This window comes from Halomonas sp. SIMBA_159 (assembly GCF_046536035.1).
Lineage (GTDB): Bacteria > Pseudomonadota > Gammaproteobacteria > Pseudomonadales > Halomonadaceae > Vreelandella > Vreelandella venusta_A.
Genome location: NZ_JAWJBT010000005.1, coordinates 163,152 through 180,327 on the forward strand (window position 1 = coordinate 163,152; position 17,176 = coordinate 180,327).

The window sequence follows — 17,176 nt, forward strand, 5'->3', positions numbered from 1 at the left end:
GGGTTGGCCAGGGCTACGCCAGTGAATCCAGGGTGGTCGCGACGGCATCGAACAAACGCTCAAGCTCGGCTTCCGTGGTGCCAAAGGGAGGGCCGAACTGCAGGGTGTCGCCGCCGTAGCGCACGTAGAAGCCCGCTTCCCACAGCGCCATATGGGCATCGCGGGGTCGAATGGTGGGGTCGCCGTTGCGCGGTGCTAGCTGAAGGGCACCAGCCAAGCCGTAGTTACGAATATCGACAATGTGGTTGTGGCCTTTTAGGGCGTGTAGCTTCTGCTCGAATATGGGGGCGATAGCATTCACCTGAGCGGGGAAGTTTTCGCGCTCCATCATCTCCAGCGCTGCCAGCCCCGCCGCGCAGGCCACGGGGTGGGCGCTGTAGGTGTAGCCGTGGGGGAATTCAATGGCGTGCTGGGCACCGCCTGCGTGCATAAAGGTGTCGAAAATCTCACCAGAGGCGATCACTGCGCCCATGGGGATCGCGCCGTTGGTGATCTGTTTGGCCACGTTCATGATATCCGGCGTGACGCCAAACGCTTCGGCTCCGGTGGTCGCCCCACTGCGGCCAAAGGCGGTAATCACCTCATCAAAAATCAACAGAATATCGTGCGCGGTGCAGATCTCCCGCAGCCGATCCAGGTAGCCTTTTGGCGGCACAATCACACCCGCCGAGCCCGACATCGGCTCCACAATGACTGCCGCAATGGTAGAGGCATCGTGCAGGGCGATTTGATCCAGCAGCGCATCGGCCAGCTCAGCGCCGGTTTCCGCTTGGCCACGGGTGTACGCATGGCCCGCCTGCAAGGTGTGGGGCAGGTGCGTCACGTCCATCAACTGGCCGTAGTGCTTACGGTTGCCGCCAATGCCGCCCAGGCTGGTGCCACCAATATTCACCCCGTGGTAACCCTTAGCGCGGCCGATCATGCGGGTTTTTTCCGGCTTACCTTTTAAACGCCAGTAGGCCTTGGCCATCTTGACCGAGGTATCGGCAGCTTCTGAACCGGAGTTGGTGAAAAACACGTGATCCAGCCCGGCAGGCGTTAAGCTCGCGACCTTTTCCGCTAGTTTGAACGCCAACGGGTGGGCAATCTGAAAGCCAGGGGCAAAATCCAGCGTACCCAGCTGCGCCGCCACGGCTTTTTGGATCTCTTCACGGTTATGGCCTGCCCCGCAGGTCCATAGGCCCGAGAGCGAATCAAACAGCTTGCGCCCCTGGTCATCGATGTAATAACGCCCTTCCGCCCCGGCAATCATGCGCGGGTTTGCGCGGAAATCGCGGTTCGCGCTGAACGGCATCCAGAAGTGCTGGTTGAGGGCGGTGCCCTGCTCATCGGCGGGGTGCGTGTGGGTAGTGGTGCGGTTTTTTAATCCGCTTTTTAGTCCGCTTTTTAATCCAAACATAGTGGCCAAGCTCCATCGCTAACAGGCATAGCCACAGCATGCGCCACCCACCACGTTTATAAAATTAACCTTTTCTTTTGTTCACGTTAGAGAATTTAGACGTAATTGGGCGGCATTTATCTCTACGCTGGCTAATAGCCAATAACAACTAACAGGACGCCGCCAGCATTGCCTGTGCCACTTTGAAAAGGACGACATAACGTATGAACTCGCTTGTTGACCCCACCACAACACTCGATCATTTACGCACCGACAGCGACCGCCTGTGGGCGGCACTGATGGAGATGGCCACGCTGGGCGCTACCGCGAAAGGCGGCGTCAATCGCCAAGCATTGACCGAGCTAGACCGCCAAGGCCGCGACCTGTTTATTCAGTGGTGCCGCGCCGAAGGCTGCACCATTCGTATTGATAATATCGGCAATATTTTTGCCCGCCGAGAAGGCAGCGACCCCAACGCCAAAACAGTGGTGGCAGGCAGCCACTTGGATAGCCAGCCCACGGGCGGTAAGTACGACGGCTGCTTTGGCGTGTTGGCAGGGCTGGAAGTCATTCGCACCTTAAACGAACACCGCATTACCACTAAAGCGCCCATTGAAGTGGTCGCGTGGACCAACGAAGAGGGCTGCCGATTCCCGCCCTGCATGATGGGCTCCGGCGTGTTTACCGGCGAGCTGGAATTCGATGCCATGATGGCACGTAAGGATGCCGATGGGGTGTCGGTCAGCGATGCCCTAGACACCATTCACTACCGAGGCAGCGACGAAGTATCGCCCAGCGAGATTAAGGCCTACTTTGAGCCGCATATCGAGCAGGGCCCTATCCTAGAAGACACCGACACTACCATTGGTGTGGTGATTGGCGCACTGGGCCAGAAATGGTTTGACCTCACTCTTACCGGCCTAGAGGCCCATGCAGGCCCCACGCCCATGCACCTGCGCCGGGACGCCATGATGGGCGCGGCGGAAGTGACCCAAGCGCTCAACCGGATTGCCAACGAACACCAGCCCCACGGGCGCGGCACCGTCGGATACATGGCGCTGCACCCTGGCTCGCGCAACGTGATTCCTGGGCAGGTAAAGATGACGCTAGACATGCGCCACTGGGAGCCAGATGCATTAACGGCTATGGGCGACGCGGTGGCCGCCGCGATTGAGGAGATTTGCCAGCGCCACGGTTTAACCTATGAATTAGCGCCCACGGCAGATTTTGCCCCCGAGTATTTCGATAAAGCGTGTGTCGACGCCGTGCGCCAAGGGGCTGAAAAGCTTGAGCTATCGCATATGGATATCATTAGCGGCGCGGGGCACGACGCGATTTTCATTGGCCGAGTGGCCCCAGCGGCGATGATCTTTATTCCCTGTAAAGACGGCATCAGCCACAACGAAGCGGAAAGCGCGACGCCAGGCGATGTTCATGCAGGGTGTAACGTGCTGCTGCACGCCATGTTAGAAGCAGCAGGCACCGCCTGAAAGTAACGCTACCGCACCCAAGTGCGGTAGCCATTTCCTGCCTTACAACACCACCTCAAACCCTTCAAACTTAGGCGGGCCAAGGTAGATGCCTTCTGGCGCTTTGGCGTTGGCGTGGGCCTTGCGGAAGGCGTCTGACTTCGTCCAGGCGCGGAAGGCCTCTTCGGATTCCCACACGCTGTGTGAGATGAATACGGTGTGGTCTTCCTGGCTTGCGCCCTGCAGCATTTGAAACTGCTTGAAGCCGGGCACTTCGTCCAAGTGGGAATCGCGGTTGCGCCATACCTCTAGAAAATCCTCTTCGCGGCCTGGGGCAATCCGAAAACGGTTCATGGCGATATACATAGTGGCTCTCCTGTGAGCGGGTGTGACTCAGTTGGTTACGCAAACAATCGCTTGATGGTAACGTCATCACTACATCACGAATAGATAAGTGACGAACAGGCGTTACGGCTAATGGCTCAGGCACCCCTTCAGGTCGTTTGGTTCAAACGCGATTTGCGCATTCACGATCACGCACCGCTGGCCAACGCCGCTGCGGCGGGCCCGGTGCTGCCGCTATTTGCCATCGAGCCTGGGCAATGGCAAGCGCCGGACAGCGCTCTGCGCCACTGGCAGTTTGCCGCCGATTCACTGGTTGATCTTGCCCAAGCGCTCAGTACGCTGGGCTTGCCGCTCTGCCTGTGGCAGGGCGATATAGTGGAGTGCCTCACCGCCCTCAAAGCCCACTACGGCGAACTGGTGCTGCACTCCCACCAAGAGACCGGCAATGCCTGGAGCTTTGAGCGGGATCAACGTGTTCAGGCGTGGTGCCACGCCCACCAGGTGCCCTGGCAGGAGGCCCGCCAGCAGGGCGTGATTCGCGGGCTGAGTAGCCGCACCGGGCACCAATCCCGTTGGGAAAGCCACTGGGAAGCGCTAATGGCCGCCCCCACCTACTCCGCCCCGCCCACAGCGGTGGCAGCACCCGGTTGGGAAGCATTTCATCACGTAGACGTAGCGCAACTGCCCTCGCTCACTTTGGGGTTTGATACCACGCCCTGCCCCCAACGCCAGCGGGGCGGGCGCAGTGAAGGGCGCGCGCTGTGGCTGAGCTTTATTACCCAGCGCGGGCGGCGCTATCGCGGCTCGCTCTCTAAACCGTTACTGGCCTGGGAGTTTGGATCGCGGCTCTCCCCGCACTTGGCCTGGGGCACGCTTTCCATGCGGGAAGTGGTGCAATCCCTGCGCCGCCAGCGGCAAAAGCACGCCGACGACACCGCCTGGGCCCGCTCGCTGCGCGCCTTTACCTCGCGGCTCTATTGGCACTGCCACTTTATTCAGAAGTTGGAAAGCGAACCCAGCATCGAGCAACAAACGCTGCACCCAGCGCTACGCGGCCTGCGGGAGCGCGACCCGGAACACCCCCACCTGATTGCCTGGAAGCGCGGCCAAACCGGCGTGCCGCTGGTAGATGCCTGCATGCGCAGCCTAACCGCCACCGGCTGGATCAACTTTCGCATGCGCGCCATGCTGCTCTCCCATGCCACCTTTGGATTGGGGCTGCACTGGTATGAGCCAGCATTACATTTGGCGCGGCTGTTCACCGACTTCGAGCCGGGCATTCACTACCCCCAAGTGCAGATGCAAGCAGGCGCCACGGGCACCAACGCTATGCGGGTCTATAACCCGATCAAGCAAGCAGAAGATAACGACCCCACTTGTGAGTTCATCGACCGCTGGGTGCCGGAACTAACGCCACTGCCGTTAGAGTGGCGCGCCAAACCGTGGGCGCTGCCGGAAAGCCTGCAGAAACGCTTCGGCTTTCAGCCGGGCGTCGACTACCCTATCCCCAACGATTTCGAAGCCGAAGCGCGCCATTGGAAGAAGCTGCTCTACGAACTGCGCCGGACGCCGGAGGCTAGAGATGCGAGTCAGGCGATTGTGGATAAGCTGGCGAGTCAGCGGCGGCCGCCCGCTCGGCGGTCTAGAAAAGCGAAAGTGGCTAATCGTCAGCAGCTTTCGCTGTTTGATGAGAGCGGGTTGGAGGATAGATAGCTGTATAACTAGCTAGTTTCTCAAAAGAAGGTGTGGCCGCATCGAGGAACAATATGCCATGGCATATGCGCCATAGGGAGCGTCCTTTTCTAGTATTGGGCATGCTCAAACGCTCGGTTCGTGCTGTTTCGGCCCATGCCAATTGAATAACTCTAATGTGTTCTGAAGGATATTTTGCAGCCTCTCCATTGATTCTGGTGATACATCAACCTCTCCGTAATGGCCGTCGGCCATAGTCGAGCCATATTTGGAGCCATTGAGTGAGTTCAGAATCAATACTCCTCCATTGGGAGCATTCACCATTTTGTTTTCAACGGGCTTAAGATCCAGTGGTTTCGGATTACGACCCGCACCAAGGGCCCGCGATCTGTCCTCCAAGTGCTGAGCGGTATTCCTTACTCCACGGAGGTCGGGAAACGCTTCGCTTATCTGAGCGTGTAATTGCGCAACGACTACAGGGACGCCCTCTTCTCGTGATAGCACACCCAAAAACTTATCAAAAGAATCAAGAGCATAAAGGAACGCTCGAGCGTATACGAAGGGCAAATTATGTTCAAACTCTCTTGGCTGACCACCGTTCGACCATTTCTCTCGTTTGAACCGGACTTCTGTTTCAAAGTGAACATCCTCCCAATGTTCGTGCCCTGGAAATCCACCGTATTCACGTTCTATTTCCTGCCTAATCTCACGTCTACGTTGAGAATCTCGCGCCCAGTTGTTGGGCTCTGCAAATGAAGGCCGGGTAGAACTGGCTGCAATAAACAAATTCAGCGCAAGATTTGCCTCGAAATACTGTGACTTAAGTGATTGCAACAGATTTCCAATTTTCCAGGACCAATCTCGGTCTTCTCCATCTAGCCACGTTCCAGGAGTAATAATTTCAAAAACGTACATAAAATATACCTCTTTGGAGCATAACTCTGCTTAGAACGCATTTCTTTTTAATAGAGGCGTAGTTGCAATGGAAAAATAGTCACTTTGCCTGCCCTTATTACAAGGCACCGCCAAACCAAACTACGTAAGCTAATGCGCAAGAGCAAACCAATAAAACAAGAGAAAAAACTGTTAACAACATTGTAAGTACGCCGGTTTCTGGAGCTACGCGAAGAGCTAACATATCCCGGATTTCAAAGACATCTTTTCGCGTAGTTAAGGACTGAACGGCGCATATAGTGAAAAAAATACAGAGGGCACCACCCATTACGAGTAGAAGAAAAAGTGCAAGCAATGCATTTGTAGTCTCGCTATTAGTGGCGTAGTAAGAAACAATGGCACCACTCACAACAAAATATAGACTCATCAGCTTAACAGTAGTTTCTAAATAGAACTTATAGGTATCTATATGCTGCTGGTACTGTCGCCACAAGAGTTCCTTTTGCTCGTCCATAGTTTCACGATGCCTTATAACAGTTATTTGAAAGCGCTTTCTATGATTGGATTACTATGCCAGCATGATTGGCCTAAAATAAAACCCAAAACATCCCAATTTTTTATTTTTATAATTATTTTTCCATTTTGCATTTATGCTGCATTTTCAACTCGTTTTCCTTAGGCATGTACCATACCAAACCCAGCTTAGCACAAGCCACTGAGAGCGACAGACGATCTCAGCATCAAGCTTTCAACTCCCATAAAAAAGCCCACCCATCGCCAACAGCTTACGCTGCCTGACGATGGGCGGGCTTAGTGCCGCTTAGAAGACTACTAGCTCAACGCTTCCAACGACTCCTCAATAATACTCAACCCTTCCTCTAACACCGCAGAAGAAACCGTCAGCGGCACCAGAATACGGATGCTGTTGCCGTAGAAGCCACATGAAAGCAGGATCAGGCCTTTCTCGCGGGTTTTGGCGCAGAGCGCGCCAGTGAGTTGTGGGTCGGGCTTGCCGTCGCGGTTGAGCAGTTCGAACGCGGCCATGGCGCCGAGCTGGCGGCCGTGGGCGACGGCGGGGAAGCGCTCTTCCCAGACGGCGAAGCGTTCGGCCAGCATTTTGCCCATCTGCTCGCTGCGGGCCAGGATGTTCTCTTCTTCGATGGCTTCGATCACCGCCAGGGCTGCCGCGCAGGAGAGCGGGTTGCCGCTGTAAGTGCCGCCCAGGGAGTTAGGGCCGGAGGCGTCCATCACCTTGGCAGTGCCGACTACAGCAGAGAGCGGCATGCCGTTGGCGAGGCTCTTGGCGGTGGTAAGGATGTCCGCTTCGATACCGCTGTGTTCCAGCGCAAACAGCTTGCCGGTACGGGCAAATCCAGATTGCACTTCGTCGGCGATCAGCAGAATGCCGTGCTCGTCGCACAGCGCGCGCAGGGCTTTCAGGTAATCAGGCGAGGCGATGTAGAAGCCGCCCTCGCCCTGTACTGGCTCAATCACGATGGCCGCCGTGCGGTGCGGGGCGATGTCGGTTTTAAACAGCGTGCGAATGGCGTTCAGCGAGGCTTCTTCGCTGATGCCGTGCAGCGGGTTGGGGAACGGTGCGCGGAACACGTCGCCCGGCATGGGGCCGAAGTCGTTCTTGTAGGGCAGCACCTTGCCGGTCATCGCCAGGGTCATCATGGTGCGGCCGTGGAAGGCACCGTCGAAGGTGATGATGCCGGTGCGGCCAGTGGCGGCGCGGGCGATCTTCACGGCGTTTTCTAGCGCCTCGGCACCGGTGTTCACCAGCATCGCTTTACGCTCCGGGCCGCGCACCGGGGTGAGTTCGCAGAGCTTTTGGCACAGCTGCACGTAGGGCGCGTAGGAAATGACCGCTGCGCTGGTGTGCATGACTTTCTTGAGCTGCGCTTCCACCGCCGCGACGATTTTCGGGTGGCGGTGGCCCAGGTTGAGCACGCCGATGCCGCCCGCGAAGTCGATCCAGCGTTTGCCGTCGGCGTCCCACAGCTCGGCGTTTTCGGCGCGCTCGGCAAACTGGGTGGTCGGCGTGGCGGCACCGTTGGCCACGAAGCGGTTTTTCAGGTCATTCAGTTCTTGGTTAGTCATCATCGTTCTCTTTATAAACCGCCTACGCAGACGTACTTCAGTTCGGTAAATTCATCGAGGCCATGGTGGGAACCTTCGCGGCCCAGCCCGGACTCTTTCACGCCGCCAAACGGCGCAAGCTCGGTGGAGATCAGCCCTTCGTTCACGCCCACCATGCCGTACTCCAACTGCTCCATGGTGCGCCAGATGCGGCGGTAATCCGTGGCGTAGAAGTAGGCGGCCAGGCCAAACGGAGTGTCGTTGGCCATGGCGATGGCTTCTTCATCGCGTTGGAAGCGGAATACCGGGGCCACCGGGCCGAAGGTCTCTTCGTCGGCGACGGCCATTTGAGTGGTCACATCTGCCAGTACCGTGGGAGTAAAGAAGCGATCACCCGCCGCGTGGGGCTGGCCGCCGCACAGCAGGCGCGCACCTTTATTCACTGCGTCATCGACGTGGCGCTGCACTTTATCCACGGCGGCTTGGTTGATCAGCGGGCCGATGATGCTGCCTTCGGCCAAGCCGTCACCCACGTTGAGGGCGTTCACGCGCTCGGTGAGCTTCGCGACGAACGCATCGTAAATGCCGTCTTGCACCAGGAAGCGGTTGGTGCACACGCAGGTTTGCCCGGCGTTGCGAAATTTGGAGGCGATGGCACCGTTCACGGCGGCGTCAACATCGGCGTCATCAAACACGATAAACGGCGCGTTGCCGCCCAGCTCCATGGCGGTTTTTTTCACCGTGCTGGCACACTGGGCCAGCAGGTGTTTGCCCACCGGGGTAGAACCGGTAAACGACACCTTGCGCACCCGAGGGTCGGTGGTGAGTACCTCGCCCACGGCGGCGGGTTTGGAAGCAGTGACCACGTTGATGGTGCCTGCGGGCAGGCCCGCTTCCAGCGCCAGGTAGGCGGCGGCCAGCGCGGTCAGCGGCGTGGCTTCAGCGGGTTTAATCACCACGGTGCAGCCAGCGGCCAGGGCCGGGGCGCACTTGCGGGTAATCATCGCCAGCGGGAAGTTCCACGGGGTAATCGCCGCGACCACGCCCACCGGCTCGCGCAGTACCAGCAGGCGCTTATCCGCGCCGTGGCTGGGCAGGGTTTCCCCCGCCATGCGCTTGGCTTCTTCGGCGAAGAACTCGATGAACGATGCGCCGTAGGTCACTTCGCCTTTGGCTTCCGCCAGCGGCTTGCCCTGCTCTAGGGTCATCAGGCGGGCTAGGTCGTCGGCGTGCTCATTGATCAGCTCAAACCAGCGGCGCAGTAGCGCTGAGCGCTGTTTCACCGGGGTGGCGCGCCACGCGGCACCGGCTTCGTAAGCGGCGGCCACGGCGTCGCGGGTGTCGTCGGCGCTTAAATCCGCCACGTGGGCGATGGTTTCGCCGGTGGCGGGGTTATCGACGGCAAAGGTCTGCTGGCCTTTGCGCCACTGCCCACCCACCAGGGCCGGTACGGCATCGTGCAACCACTGTTCGATAAAGCTCATAGCGTGCTCCTTTAAAGTGTTGGAACGGCTTACAGGTCAGCCATCATGTGTTGGTCGCTGTAGGCGCGGCCGTAGGTGCGCAGTGCGTGGATGTACAGCCCCACCCCCAGCAGCGACCAGCCCGCGAAGATCGACCACTCAGCGCCGCTCAGGGCCGCCGGGCTACCGGGCAGGTAGAGGCACGCCATGCCGAAAGAGAGGACGACCGCCAGGGTGCCGCACAGCTTGCCGTGACGAATGCGGAACGGGCGCGGCATATCCGGCTCGCGAACCCGCAGCACTACAAAGGAGATGGCCACGAACAGGTAGGCAATCACGATGCCCAGGCCACCGGCGTTGACGATCCACACCAGCGCGGGGCGGCCGAAGAACGGGGCGATACAGGAAAGAAAGCCCATCAGGAAGATGGCGTTAGTAGGCGTTTTATAGCGCGGGTGCAGCTTGGCAAACGGCGCAGGCAGCATGCCCGCACGGGCCAGGGCGTAGATCGCCCGCGAACCGCCGATGTAGAAGGCGTTCCAGCTGGTGATGATGCCCGCAATACCGGCTAGAACCATCAGGTTGCTGGCCCAGGGGGCGTTGAACAGGCTGCCCATGGCATCCGGCACGCTCAGGGAACTCGCGGCCAGCTCGGTGCTGTTCAAGGCAAGGCTGGTGGCCAGAATAATCAGCGCGTACCACACCACCGCCAGAATGACCGACATCATCAGCACTTTGCCGATGGCTTTGTAGGGCAGGTTAATCTCTTCAGCAGCTTGGGGAATGACGTCAAAGCCCACGAACAGGAACGGCACCATGACCAGCACCGCGACAATGCCCGCCACCACGCCGGTATCGGCCTGGGTGAACAGCGGCATCATGTTGATGGTTTCGCCTTCAAACAGCGCGCCCGTGACAAACAGCACGCCAACCAGCAAAATCATGGCGGTCACGACTTTTTGGATCAGCGCGGCGGTGGTCACACCGAAGTAGTTGATAATCATCATGGCGAGCGAGCCGCCAACACCGACGGCCACCCACGTCGCTTTTACTTCCCAGCCCGCGATGGTCCATAAGTGGCCAACTGCATAGTTCGGTGCTAGGTGCTCAATCACGGTGGGCAGCGCCACGGCTTCAAAGGCCACCACGCTTAAATAGCCTAAAATAATCGCCCAGGTGCATAAGAAAGAGGGTAAGTGACCCAGGGCGCGGTAGCTGTAAACATGCTCGCCGCCTACTTTGGGCATGGCGGAGGCCAGCTCAGCGTAGGTGAGGCCCACCATGATGATCGCTAACCCGCCGATAATAAACGCTAAAATAGCGCCTAAGCTGCCAGCGGATTGAATCGCGGTTCCGGTTAATACAATCCAGCCCCAGCCAATCATCGCACCGAAGGCGAGGGCTAATACGTCGCCGCGGGCCAGTACCCGGACGAGCTTATCCTGTTCAGAAGAGGGAGTGGTCATCGCACAGTGTCCTGCAGGTTATTGGATGTTGTCGTTGGCGCTCTGAGGCGCAGTATCCTGATTCCAGTGACGGAATAGTTACACGCTAGCAGGCGGCGGTCAGAACGCGAATGCACCACTTTGGCGTTCGACTAGACCACTTTTTCAACGCACCAAATAAGTGCATAACTGACATAATGCTTTCGTCTAAACGCCTGACAGCAGCGGGCTTCACGCGGGAAAGGGGGGCGTTGATATGGATCGCCAGCAGGTCTTGCACCAATTTATGCAACTTTATGCACTCCAACCGGAGCGGCTGAGTAAGCAGGTGCGCATTGAGCAGGCGCTGCGCCAAGCCATTACGCAGCAGTGGCCCAGCGGGCTGCGTTTGCCTTCTCATCGGGTGTTGGCGGATGCCATTCAGGTGGCGCGGCAAACCCTGGCCTTAGCGATTGGCACGCTGTTGGAAGAGCAGCTGCTGACCACCGCCCACGGCCAAGGCACCTGGACCTGCAAACCGGTATCGCCCCCACCCGATGCCCCCGCCAATGTGCAGCTATCTCAGCGCGCCCAGCGGGTGCTGCAAGGCCCTGGGGCCAGCATGATTCAGAGCGGGGCCTTCGTGCCCGGCATTCCAGATATCGCTCAGTTCCCGATGCGCAAATGGCGGCAGCTCTACGCCAGCGTGACGGTGCCGCAAAATGCGCTGCTGCTCTCCTACTCCACTGGCGGCTACGGCCCGCTAAAGCGCGCGATTCGTGATTTCCTGGCCCGCTGGCGGGATATCCATTGCGATACCGAGCAGATCATCATTACCGATGGCACCCACAACGGTATCGAGCTGTGCGCCGTCGCCCTGGCGGATGTGGGCGATACAGTGGCCATGGAGTCGCCCTGCTACTGGGGGGCGCGCAACGTGTTTACCGCCGCCGGGCTTAACATCGACATGCTGCCGTGGCGGCCGGAAGCGGGCCATGCCTTGCCCACCACTCCCGGCCCCGTGGCGCTGGCTTACCTCACCGGCTCGCACCACTATCCGCTCAGCGTGCCGACCAGCGCCGAGCATAAACAGCGGCTGTGTGAGGCGTTATCGCCCACCTACGTGGTGGAAGATGATTATGAATTTAACCGCGACGACCACCCCAACCTGCTGTTCGATGCCCACTCTGAACGCCATTTGCTGGTAGGCTCTTTCTCTAAGATGATGTTTCCAGGCCTGCGGCTGGGCTATTTGGTAGTGCCGCGGCATTTGGCAGGGCCCATGAACCGCCTACGCAGCGAGCTGTTTCGCGAGGGCCGTATGCTGGACCAAGCCGTGCTGGCCCAGTTTATTTTTGATGGTGATTTGGATGCCTGGTGTCGGCGCATTCAGCGGGACTACTTAGGCCGCCAGCAGGTGCTGCACGACCAGCTGCGCTCGCTGCCCCAGGTGCGCTCGGTGTCACCGCCCAGCAGTGCCATCAGCCTGTGCGTGGAGTTTGAGCCGGGCATTAACGATGTGGCCATCGCGCAATCGCTGTTGAAAGAGCACTTAATTGTGCGGCCGTTAAGTCCGGTGTGTGCGCCGAACGACCCACGCGTTGGTTTGGTGATGGGGGTGGGCATGCTCTCTGGTGAAACGTTGGTACGCGAGGCGCAGCGCCTGCGCCGCTGCCTGGAGCCGCTGCTGCGCTAAGCGGCCAACGTGCTTTATACGCCAGTACACTACACAAAACGTGAGTAACACGACTTATCCACAAGGACCGTCCTATGCATCGCCCTGTTGATAGCTTTTGGGTTTCTGCGCTCTCTTCCGCTGCCTCCTCTTCCACCGGCCAGCTACGCGGTTGGCTGGCCGTCGCGGCCCTACTGCTGCTCTCTGGGTGCGCTACTTTTGCGCCCAGCCCGCCGGAGGATCAGACCAATATCTGCGAGATTTTCCGCGAACAGCCCAGCTGGTACGACTACGCGCAAGAGTCGGAAGAGAAGTGGGGAACGCCCATCGCGACCCAAATGGCGTTTATTCAGCGGGAATCCTCGTTTCGCAGCCACGTACGCCCAGACCGCAAATACTACCTTGGCTTTATTCCCGGCCCGCGCCCCTCTTCCGCTAAAGGTTACGCCCAAGCCCAGGACCCGGTATGGGGTGAGTACGAAGACCAAGCGGGCAGCCTATTTGCCCGGCGCACGCATATGAAGCACGCCACCGACTTCATTGGCTGGTATAACGCCCGAACGCAAGCGCAAACGGGCGTCTCGCTCAGCAATCCTGAGCACCTCTATTACGCCTATCACGAGGGCGCAGGCGGCTATCAGCGGGGCACTTATCGCAACAAACCCCACGTGCTCAACGCAGGCCGCCAAGTGGCGAGCCTTTCCAGCCGCTACCAGGCCCAGCTCAACAGCTGCCAGGCAGAGTTCCAGTGCCGCAAGTTCTATCAGGTGTGGCCGTTCTGCCGTAGCTGAGGGCGTCTTTCATGACACTGCTAATGGGCTTCGCCTTTGTCGGCGTGGTGTTTTTCACCTCCATGCTCTCCGGCGTGTTTGGCATGGCGGGCGGGCTGGTGTTGCTGTGGTTCCTGCTGGTGGTGTTTCCTGCCAGTACTGCCATGGCCGTGCATGGGGTGATTCAGTTAACGGCCAATGCCTCTCGGGCGTGGCTTTCGCGGCGCTTTATCGTGTGGCGCATTGTGGCGCTCATGGCGCTGGGCGTGCTCAGCGCGGCTGGGCTTCTGCTGCTGTTTAACTACACGCCCAATGCGGCCACTGTTTCTTTATTGATCGGGCTGCTGCCTATCTTGGTATGGACGCCCAAGCACTGGTTCCAGCTCGATGCCCATCGCGCCAGCCACGCGTTTTGCTGCGGCATCGCCTCGGGCGGCCTCACGATTGCCGCCGGGGTATCCGGCCCGCTGATCGATATCTTCTTTGTGCGCTCGCAGATGGACCGCCGCCAAGTCGTCGCTACCAAGGCTATGATTCAAGTGGTCGCCCACTCCATCAAAATTCTCTTCTACTTAGGTGCCGCCCTTGCACTCAGCTCGGGTGAGTGGAGCATTGTGCTACTGGCCGCCCCGTTTGCCATGCTGGGCACCCAAACCGGCACACGGATTCTGCACTGCCTGACCGACGCCAACTTCCGCACTTGGACCCGCTGGATCGTCACGGGCATTGGGGTGTTCTACTTCCTGCAAGGTGTGTATCTGTTAACTCGTTAACCGTTGAGGGCATTCGCGGCACGCTTTAGATGGCGACCTATACTGACCTTACCTAACGCTGGAGGTCGCCATGGATTACCACCACTACCGCGAAGCCCTTGCCACATCGCTTGCCCAAAGCGAGCTACCCTTTGCCCCCGCTGAGTATCAAGCGCGCCTTGAGAAGGTGCGCCACGCCATGGCCCAGCGCGAGCTAGACGCGCTGCTGCTCACCGACCCCGCCGATATCAATTATTTGACCGGTTACCACACCTTTGAGGTGTCGGTGCATGCCTGCTTGGTCTGCACGCAAGACAAGCTCGTTTTACAAGTGGCTTCGATTGAAACGGGTGCCGCGGTGGTCACCGCCCGTGTTGACGAGATCATTGGCTACCGGTGGGAAAACCTGGATGAAATCATCGCCCCGCTGGCTGACCTGTTAACCCCCTGCCCGCGTATTGGCATCGACGGTTGGAGCAGCGGGCTGCGGGTGGGCGTGATGGACGCCCTAGCCAAGGCGGTGGGTAAAGAGCGCTTTTTTGAAGCGGGCGACCTGCTCGATGCCATCAAGATCGTCAAAAGCAGCGCAGAGCTTGAGATGCTCAAAGAGAGCGCCCGCATCACCGCCGTTGGCTTAGAGACGGCGATGGCCGCCATTCGGCCCGGCATGACCGATAACGACATTGCCGCCATTGGCGCTAAAGCGCTGCTCGAAAACGGCAGCGAGTTTATGAGCCTGCAGCCTATCGTGACCAGCGGGCACCGCATTGGGGTGATTCACGTGAACCATAAGCGCCGTGTGATTCAGGCCAACGAGCCGGTGTTTTTAGAGTTCGGCGCAGCGTATCAACGCTACACCGCACCGATGATGCGCACCGCCGTGACGGGCACCCCGAACGCCGCCCTCACAGCAACCCAAGACCTCTGCCGCTCGATGTTTGAAACACTCTGCGAGGCCATGCGCCCCAGCCACTCCTTTGATGCCGCCGCCCAGGCCGCCGATACTCTGCTGGCCCCTCAACGCGACCAGCTGTTTTTCTCCGGAGTGTTTGGCTACGCCGTGGGCGCGCAGTTTCCGCCGAGTTGGGTAGAAGGCACGGGCTACATTGCCAAAGGCCAAACGCGCACCTTTGAAGCCAACATGGTGTTTCATTTACCGCTCTGCCTGCGGGTGCCCGGCCAGTGGGGCGTTGGCTTAAGCGATACCGTGGTGGTCACCGAACAGGGTGCCAAGCCGCTCACCAACAATGATTGGCAGCTTTATCAGGCCCGTGATGATGGCCCTTGATAATAGTTCGAGACAATAGCCTGAGATTGACACCGCGATTGAGGGAGGCTATCTTCACCAGAAATGCAAATGAGAAACACTCTCTTTTTAGCCAACACCTGGGTAGATAAAGAGCCGTTGAGGTAAAGGGACGTCACATGACCAGTGAACAGCGCCAGCTTCGTCAAACCCTGCTGTTTTTACGCACATCGTTTGAAGCCGTTCAGCACTCGATTGCCGGACGGCTAGAAGACCCGCTGCCCTGCTGGCTAGACACCAGCATGCTCTCGATGCTCTCCCGAGAGCTGACCCGCTGCTGCCAGCAGGCCAAGCCGCTGTTCGCGCCTGCAGTCGTGGAGCAGCTCTTTATCGCTTCCCAACAGTGCGACCTGCTGCTCAAACAGTGCCCCGGCGTACTCAGCAGTTCCGTTTGCCACCGCCAGCTCAGCGCCATTATGCTGCCGCTCACCAGCGCCATCGGGCAGATTGATACGCCGGTTAAACGCCGCTGGCCTTGGCAGCGGCACTGAACGAACGCTATTTACCCCCTACCCCGCCTCATTTACCCGGCGGGGTTTTGTTTTGCACGTCCGTCCCCATTAACTAGGGCATAACATCGTCGTTGGCGCTTACTAGTAAACTGGTCTATTCTATTCGCCACGATGATAACCACTGCTTCAAAGGAGTTTTGCCCTATGGCGTACGAGACGCTGTTTACCCCCACCACGCTAGGTAGCCTGAACATTCCTAACCGCGTCATCATGGCGCCGCTGACCCGTTCGCGCACGCCGGATAGCGTGCCGGGCAAGATGCAGGAAGCTTATTACGGCCAGCGCGCCGGTGCAGGCCTGATCATCAGCGAAGCCACTAACATATCCCCCACTGCCCGTGGCTATGTGTACACGCCCGGCATCTGGACCGATGAGCAGGAAGCAGGCTGGAAAGGCGTTGTGAATGCCGTTCACGCCAAGGGTGGCCGTATTGCCCTGCAGCTGTGGCATGTGGGCCGCGTTTCCCATGAGATGGTGCAGCCCAACGGCCAGCAGCCGGTAGCCCCCAGCGCGCTGAAAGGTGAAGGCGCTCAGTGCTTTGTAGAGTTTGAAGATGGCACCGCTGGTCAGCACCCCACCAGCACGCCGCGTGCGCTGGAAACCGACGAGATTCCTGGCATTGTGGATGACTACCGCCAAGCGGCCATCCGCGCCAAGCGCGCGGGTTTCGATATGGTCGAAGTCCACGCTGCCAACGCTTACCTGTTGAACCAGTTCTTGGCCACCGGCACCAACCAGCGTACCGACCAGTACGGTGGCTCGCTGGAAAACCGTGCCCGCTTCCCGCTGGAAGTCGTTGACGCGGTCATTGAGGTGTATGGCGCTGAGCGTGTCGGCATTCGTATGACGCCGTTTATCGAGCTGTTTGGTTTGACCGACGACGAGCCGGAAGCGATGGCGTTCTACATGGCCGAGCAGCTCTCCAAGCGCGGCCTGGCTTACCTGCACCTGAACGAGCCGAACTGGGCGGGCGGCGATATCACCTTTCCTGCGGGTTTCCGCGAGCAGATGCGAGAGCGCTTTAGCGGCAGCCTGATTTACTGCGGCAACTACGACGCCGAACACGCTGAAGTACGCATTAGTGAAAACACCACCGATGCCGTGGCCTTTGGCCGCCCCTACATTGCCAACCCAGATCTACCGGAGCGCTTCCGTGTGAACGCCCCGCTCACCGAACCGAACCATGAAACGTTCTATGGCGGCGACGAGAAGGGCTACACCGACTATCCGTTTATGGATAACGGCTACGACCGCATGGGCTAAGCCTATTCGCTAAGTCGTGGTCTGGGTTTCCCCAAGTGGGGAACCCTTATCCCTGAAAAGCATCACTTAGGTGGTAATGCCAGTCAGTTAAGAGTTTCATCAATGAACTGACAATGCGATATTCCGGTATCAGTGACTCTCTGATACCGGA

The 17,176-nt window shown here is 58.8% G+C and carries 15 protein-coding genes; 8 read left to right on the forward strand and 7 right to left on the reverse strand.

All coding sequences use genetic code 11. The annotated features are described in order from the left end of the window. Positions 1-13 precede the first annotated feature (13 nt). Positions 14-1,294 (reverse strand): omega-aminotransferase AptA, encoded by a 1,281-nt coding sequence (aptA, locus tag R0J87_RS05050; protein WP_422822616.1) that lies wholly within the window; start codon positions 1,292-1,294, stop codon positions 14-16. A 308-nt stretch (positions 1,295-1,602) separates the two neighbouring features. Between aptA and R0J87_RS05055 the strand changes: the two genes are divergently transcribed. After that, entirely contained in the window at positions 1,603-2,868 is a 1,266-nt protein-coding gene (locus tag R0J87_RS05055; RefSeq protein WP_498884757.1) for a Zn-dependent hydrolase, read from the forward strand. A gap of 42 nt (positions 2,869-2,910) precedes the next feature. Here the strand turns inward: R0J87_RS05055 and hmuQ are convergent, their stop codons facing one another. Beyond that, on the reverse strand, positions 2,911-3,213 hold the full coding sequence (hmuQ, locus tag R0J87_RS05060; protein ID WP_498884758.1) for a heme-degrading protein HmuQ: 303 nt from the start codon (positions 3,211-3,213) through the stop codon (positions 2,911-2,913). Positions 3,214-3,324: 111 nt separating this feature from the next. Here hmuQ and R0J87_RS05065 point away from each other — a divergent pair, with 111 nt between their 5' ends. Further along, on the forward strand, positions 3,325-4,905 hold the full coding sequence (locus tag R0J87_RS05065) for a cryptochrome/deoxyribodipyrimidine photo-lyase family protein (protein WP_498884760.1): 1,581 nt from the start codon (positions 3,325-3,327) through the stop codon (positions 4,903-4,905). A 105-nt stretch (positions 4,906-5,010) separates the two neighbouring features. On the opposite strand, the gene R0J87_RS05070 is transcribed toward R0J87_RS05065, so the two are convergent. The 5 genes from R0J87_RS05070 to R0J87_RS05090 all read right to left on the reverse strand — a co-directional run bounded on the left by R0J87_RS05070 (position 5,011) and on the right by R0J87_RS05090 (position 10,789). Continuing rightward, positions 5,011-5,799, reverse strand: a complete 789-nt coding sequence (locus R0J87_RS05070; protein WP_498884761.1) for a hypothetical protein — start codon at positions 5,797-5,799, stop codon at positions 5,011-5,013. A 97-nt stretch (positions 5,800-5,896) separates the two neighbouring features. Further along, positions 5,897-6,292: a hypothetical protein gene (locus tag R0J87_RS05075; RefSeq protein WP_498884763.1), complete on the reverse strand. Its 396-nt coding sequence runs from the start codon at positions 6,290-6,292 to the stop codon at positions 5,897-5,899. Between the two features lie 317 nt (positions 6,293-6,609). Continuing rightward, positions 6,610-7,881: a 4-aminobutyrate--2-oxoglutarate transaminase gene (gene gabT / locus R0J87_RS05080; RefSeq protein WP_498884780.1), complete on the reverse strand. Its 1,272-nt coding sequence runs from the start codon at positions 7,879-7,881 to the stop codon at positions 6,610-6,612. An 11-nt stretch (positions 7,882-7,892) separates the two neighbouring features. Next, positions 7,893-9,344, reverse strand: a complete 1,452-nt coding sequence (locus tag R0J87_RS05085) for an NAD-dependent succinate-semialdehyde dehydrogenase (RefSeq protein ID WP_230834544.1) — start codon at positions 9,342-9,344, stop codon at positions 7,893-7,895. Positions 9,345-9,373: 29 nt separating this feature from the next. After that, positions 9,374-10,789 (reverse strand): APC family permease, encoded by a 1,416-nt coding sequence (locus tag R0J87_RS05090; RefSeq protein ID WP_253507645.1) that lies wholly within the window; start codon positions 10,787-10,789, stop codon positions 9,374-9,376. A 235-nt stretch (positions 10,790-11,024) separates the two neighbouring features. On the opposite strand from R0J87_RS05090, the gene R0J87_RS05095 reads away from it, so the two are divergent. From R0J87_RS05095 to R0J87_RS05120, 6 genes are all read left to right on the forward strand, one after another. Continuing rightward, a complete protein-coding gene (locus tag R0J87_RS05095; RefSeq protein ID WP_498884765.1) occupies positions 11,025-12,443 on the forward strand; it encodes an aminotransferase-like domain-containing protein in 1,419 nt (472 codons plus the stop codon). A 74-nt stretch (positions 12,444-12,517) separates the two neighbouring features. Further along, positions 12,518-13,213, forward strand: a complete 696-nt coding sequence (locus tag R0J87_RS05100) for a transglycosylase SLT domain-containing protein (protein WP_498884767.1) — start codon at positions 12,518-12,520, stop codon at positions 13,211-13,213. A gap of 11 nt (positions 13,214-13,224) precedes the next feature. Continuing rightward, complete coding sequence (locus R0J87_RS05105) at positions 13,225-13,965, forward strand: TSUP family transporter (protein ID WP_498884768.1); 741 nt, start codon at positions 13,225-13,227, stop codon at positions 13,963-13,965. Positions 13,966-14,035: 70 nt separating this feature from the next. After that, entirely contained in the window at positions 14,036-15,232 is a 1,197-nt protein-coding gene (locus R0J87_RS05110; RefSeq protein WP_498884769.1) for a M24 family metallopeptidase, read from the forward strand. A 137-nt stretch (positions 15,233-15,369) separates the two neighbouring features. Further along, on the forward strand, positions 15,370-15,741 hold the full coding sequence (locus R0J87_RS05115) for a hypothetical protein (RefSeq protein ID WP_074211427.1): 372 nt from the start codon (positions 15,370-15,372) through the stop codon (positions 15,739-15,741). Between the two features lie 165 nt (positions 15,742-15,906). After that, positions 15,907-17,025 (forward strand): alkene reductase, encoded by a 1,119-nt coding sequence (locus R0J87_RS05120; RefSeq protein WP_498884770.1) that lies wholly within the window; start codon positions 15,907-15,909, stop codon positions 17,023-17,025. Positions 17,026-17,176: the final 151 nt, after the last annotated feature.

What these genes read in the sequence shown, in the direction of transcription:
- R0J87_RS05075 (WP_498884763.1), bottom strand. Translation starts at nt 6,292, where the DNA reads ATGGACGAGCAAAAGGAACTCTTGTGGCGACAGTACCAGCAGCATATA.
- R0J87_RS05055 (WP_498884757.1), top strand. Translation starts at nt 1,603, where the DNA reads ATGAACTCGCTTGTTGACCCCACCACAACACTCGATCATTTACGCACC.
- R0J87_RS05110 (WP_498884769.1), top strand. Translation starts at nt 14,036, where the DNA reads ATGGATTACCACCACTACCGCGAAGCCCTTGCCACATCGCTTGCCCAA.
- R0J87_RS05085 (WP_230834544.1), bottom strand. Translation starts at nt 9,344, where the DNA reads ATGAGCTTTATCGAACAGTGGTTGCACGATGCCGTACCGGCCCTGGTG.
- R0J87_RS05100 (WP_498884767.1), top strand. Translation starts at nt 12,518, where the DNA reads ATGCATCGCCCTGTTGATAGCTTTTGGGTTTCTGCGCTCTCTTCCGCT.
- aptA (WP_422822616.1), bottom strand. Translation starts at nt 1,294, where the DNA reads ATGCCGTTCAGCGCGAACCGCGATTTCCGCGCAAACCCGCGCATGATT.
- R0J87_RS05120 (WP_498884770.1), top strand. Translation starts at nt 15,907, where the DNA reads ATGGCGTACGAGACGCTGTTTACCCCCACCACGCTAGGTAGCCTGAAC.
- gabT (WP_498884780.1), bottom strand. Translation starts at nt 7,881, where the DNA reads ATGACTAACCAAGAACTGAATGACCTGAAAAACCGCTTCGTGGCCAAC.
- R0J87_RS05090 (WP_253507645.1), bottom strand. Translation starts at nt 10,789, where the DNA reads ATGACCACTCCCTCTTCTGAACAGGATAAGCTCGTCCGGGTACTGGCC.
- R0J87_RS05095 (WP_498884765.1), top strand. Translation starts at nt 11,025, where the DNA reads ATGGATCGCCAGCAGGTCTTGCACCAATTTATGCAACTTTATGCACTC.
- R0J87_RS05070 (WP_498884761.1), bottom strand. Translation starts at nt 5,799, where the DNA reads ATGTACGTTTTTGAAATTATTACTCCTGGAACGTGGCTAGATGGAGAA.
- hmuQ (WP_498884758.1), bottom strand. Translation starts at nt 3,213, where the DNA reads ATGTATATCGCCATGAACCGTTTTCGGATTGCCCCAGGCCGCGAAGAG.
- R0J87_RS05105 (WP_498884768.1), top strand. Translation starts at nt 13,225, where the DNA reads ATGACACTGCTAATGGGCTTCGCCTTTGTCGGCGTGGTGTTTTTCACC.
- R0J87_RS05115 (WP_074211427.1), top strand. Translation starts at nt 15,370, where the DNA reads ATGACCAGTGAACAGCGCCAGCTTCGTCAAACCCTGCTGTTTTTACGC.
- R0J87_RS05065 (WP_498884760.1), top strand. Translation starts at nt 3,325, where the DNA reads ATGGCTCAGGCACCCCTTCAGGTCGTTTGGTTCAAACGCGATTTGCGC.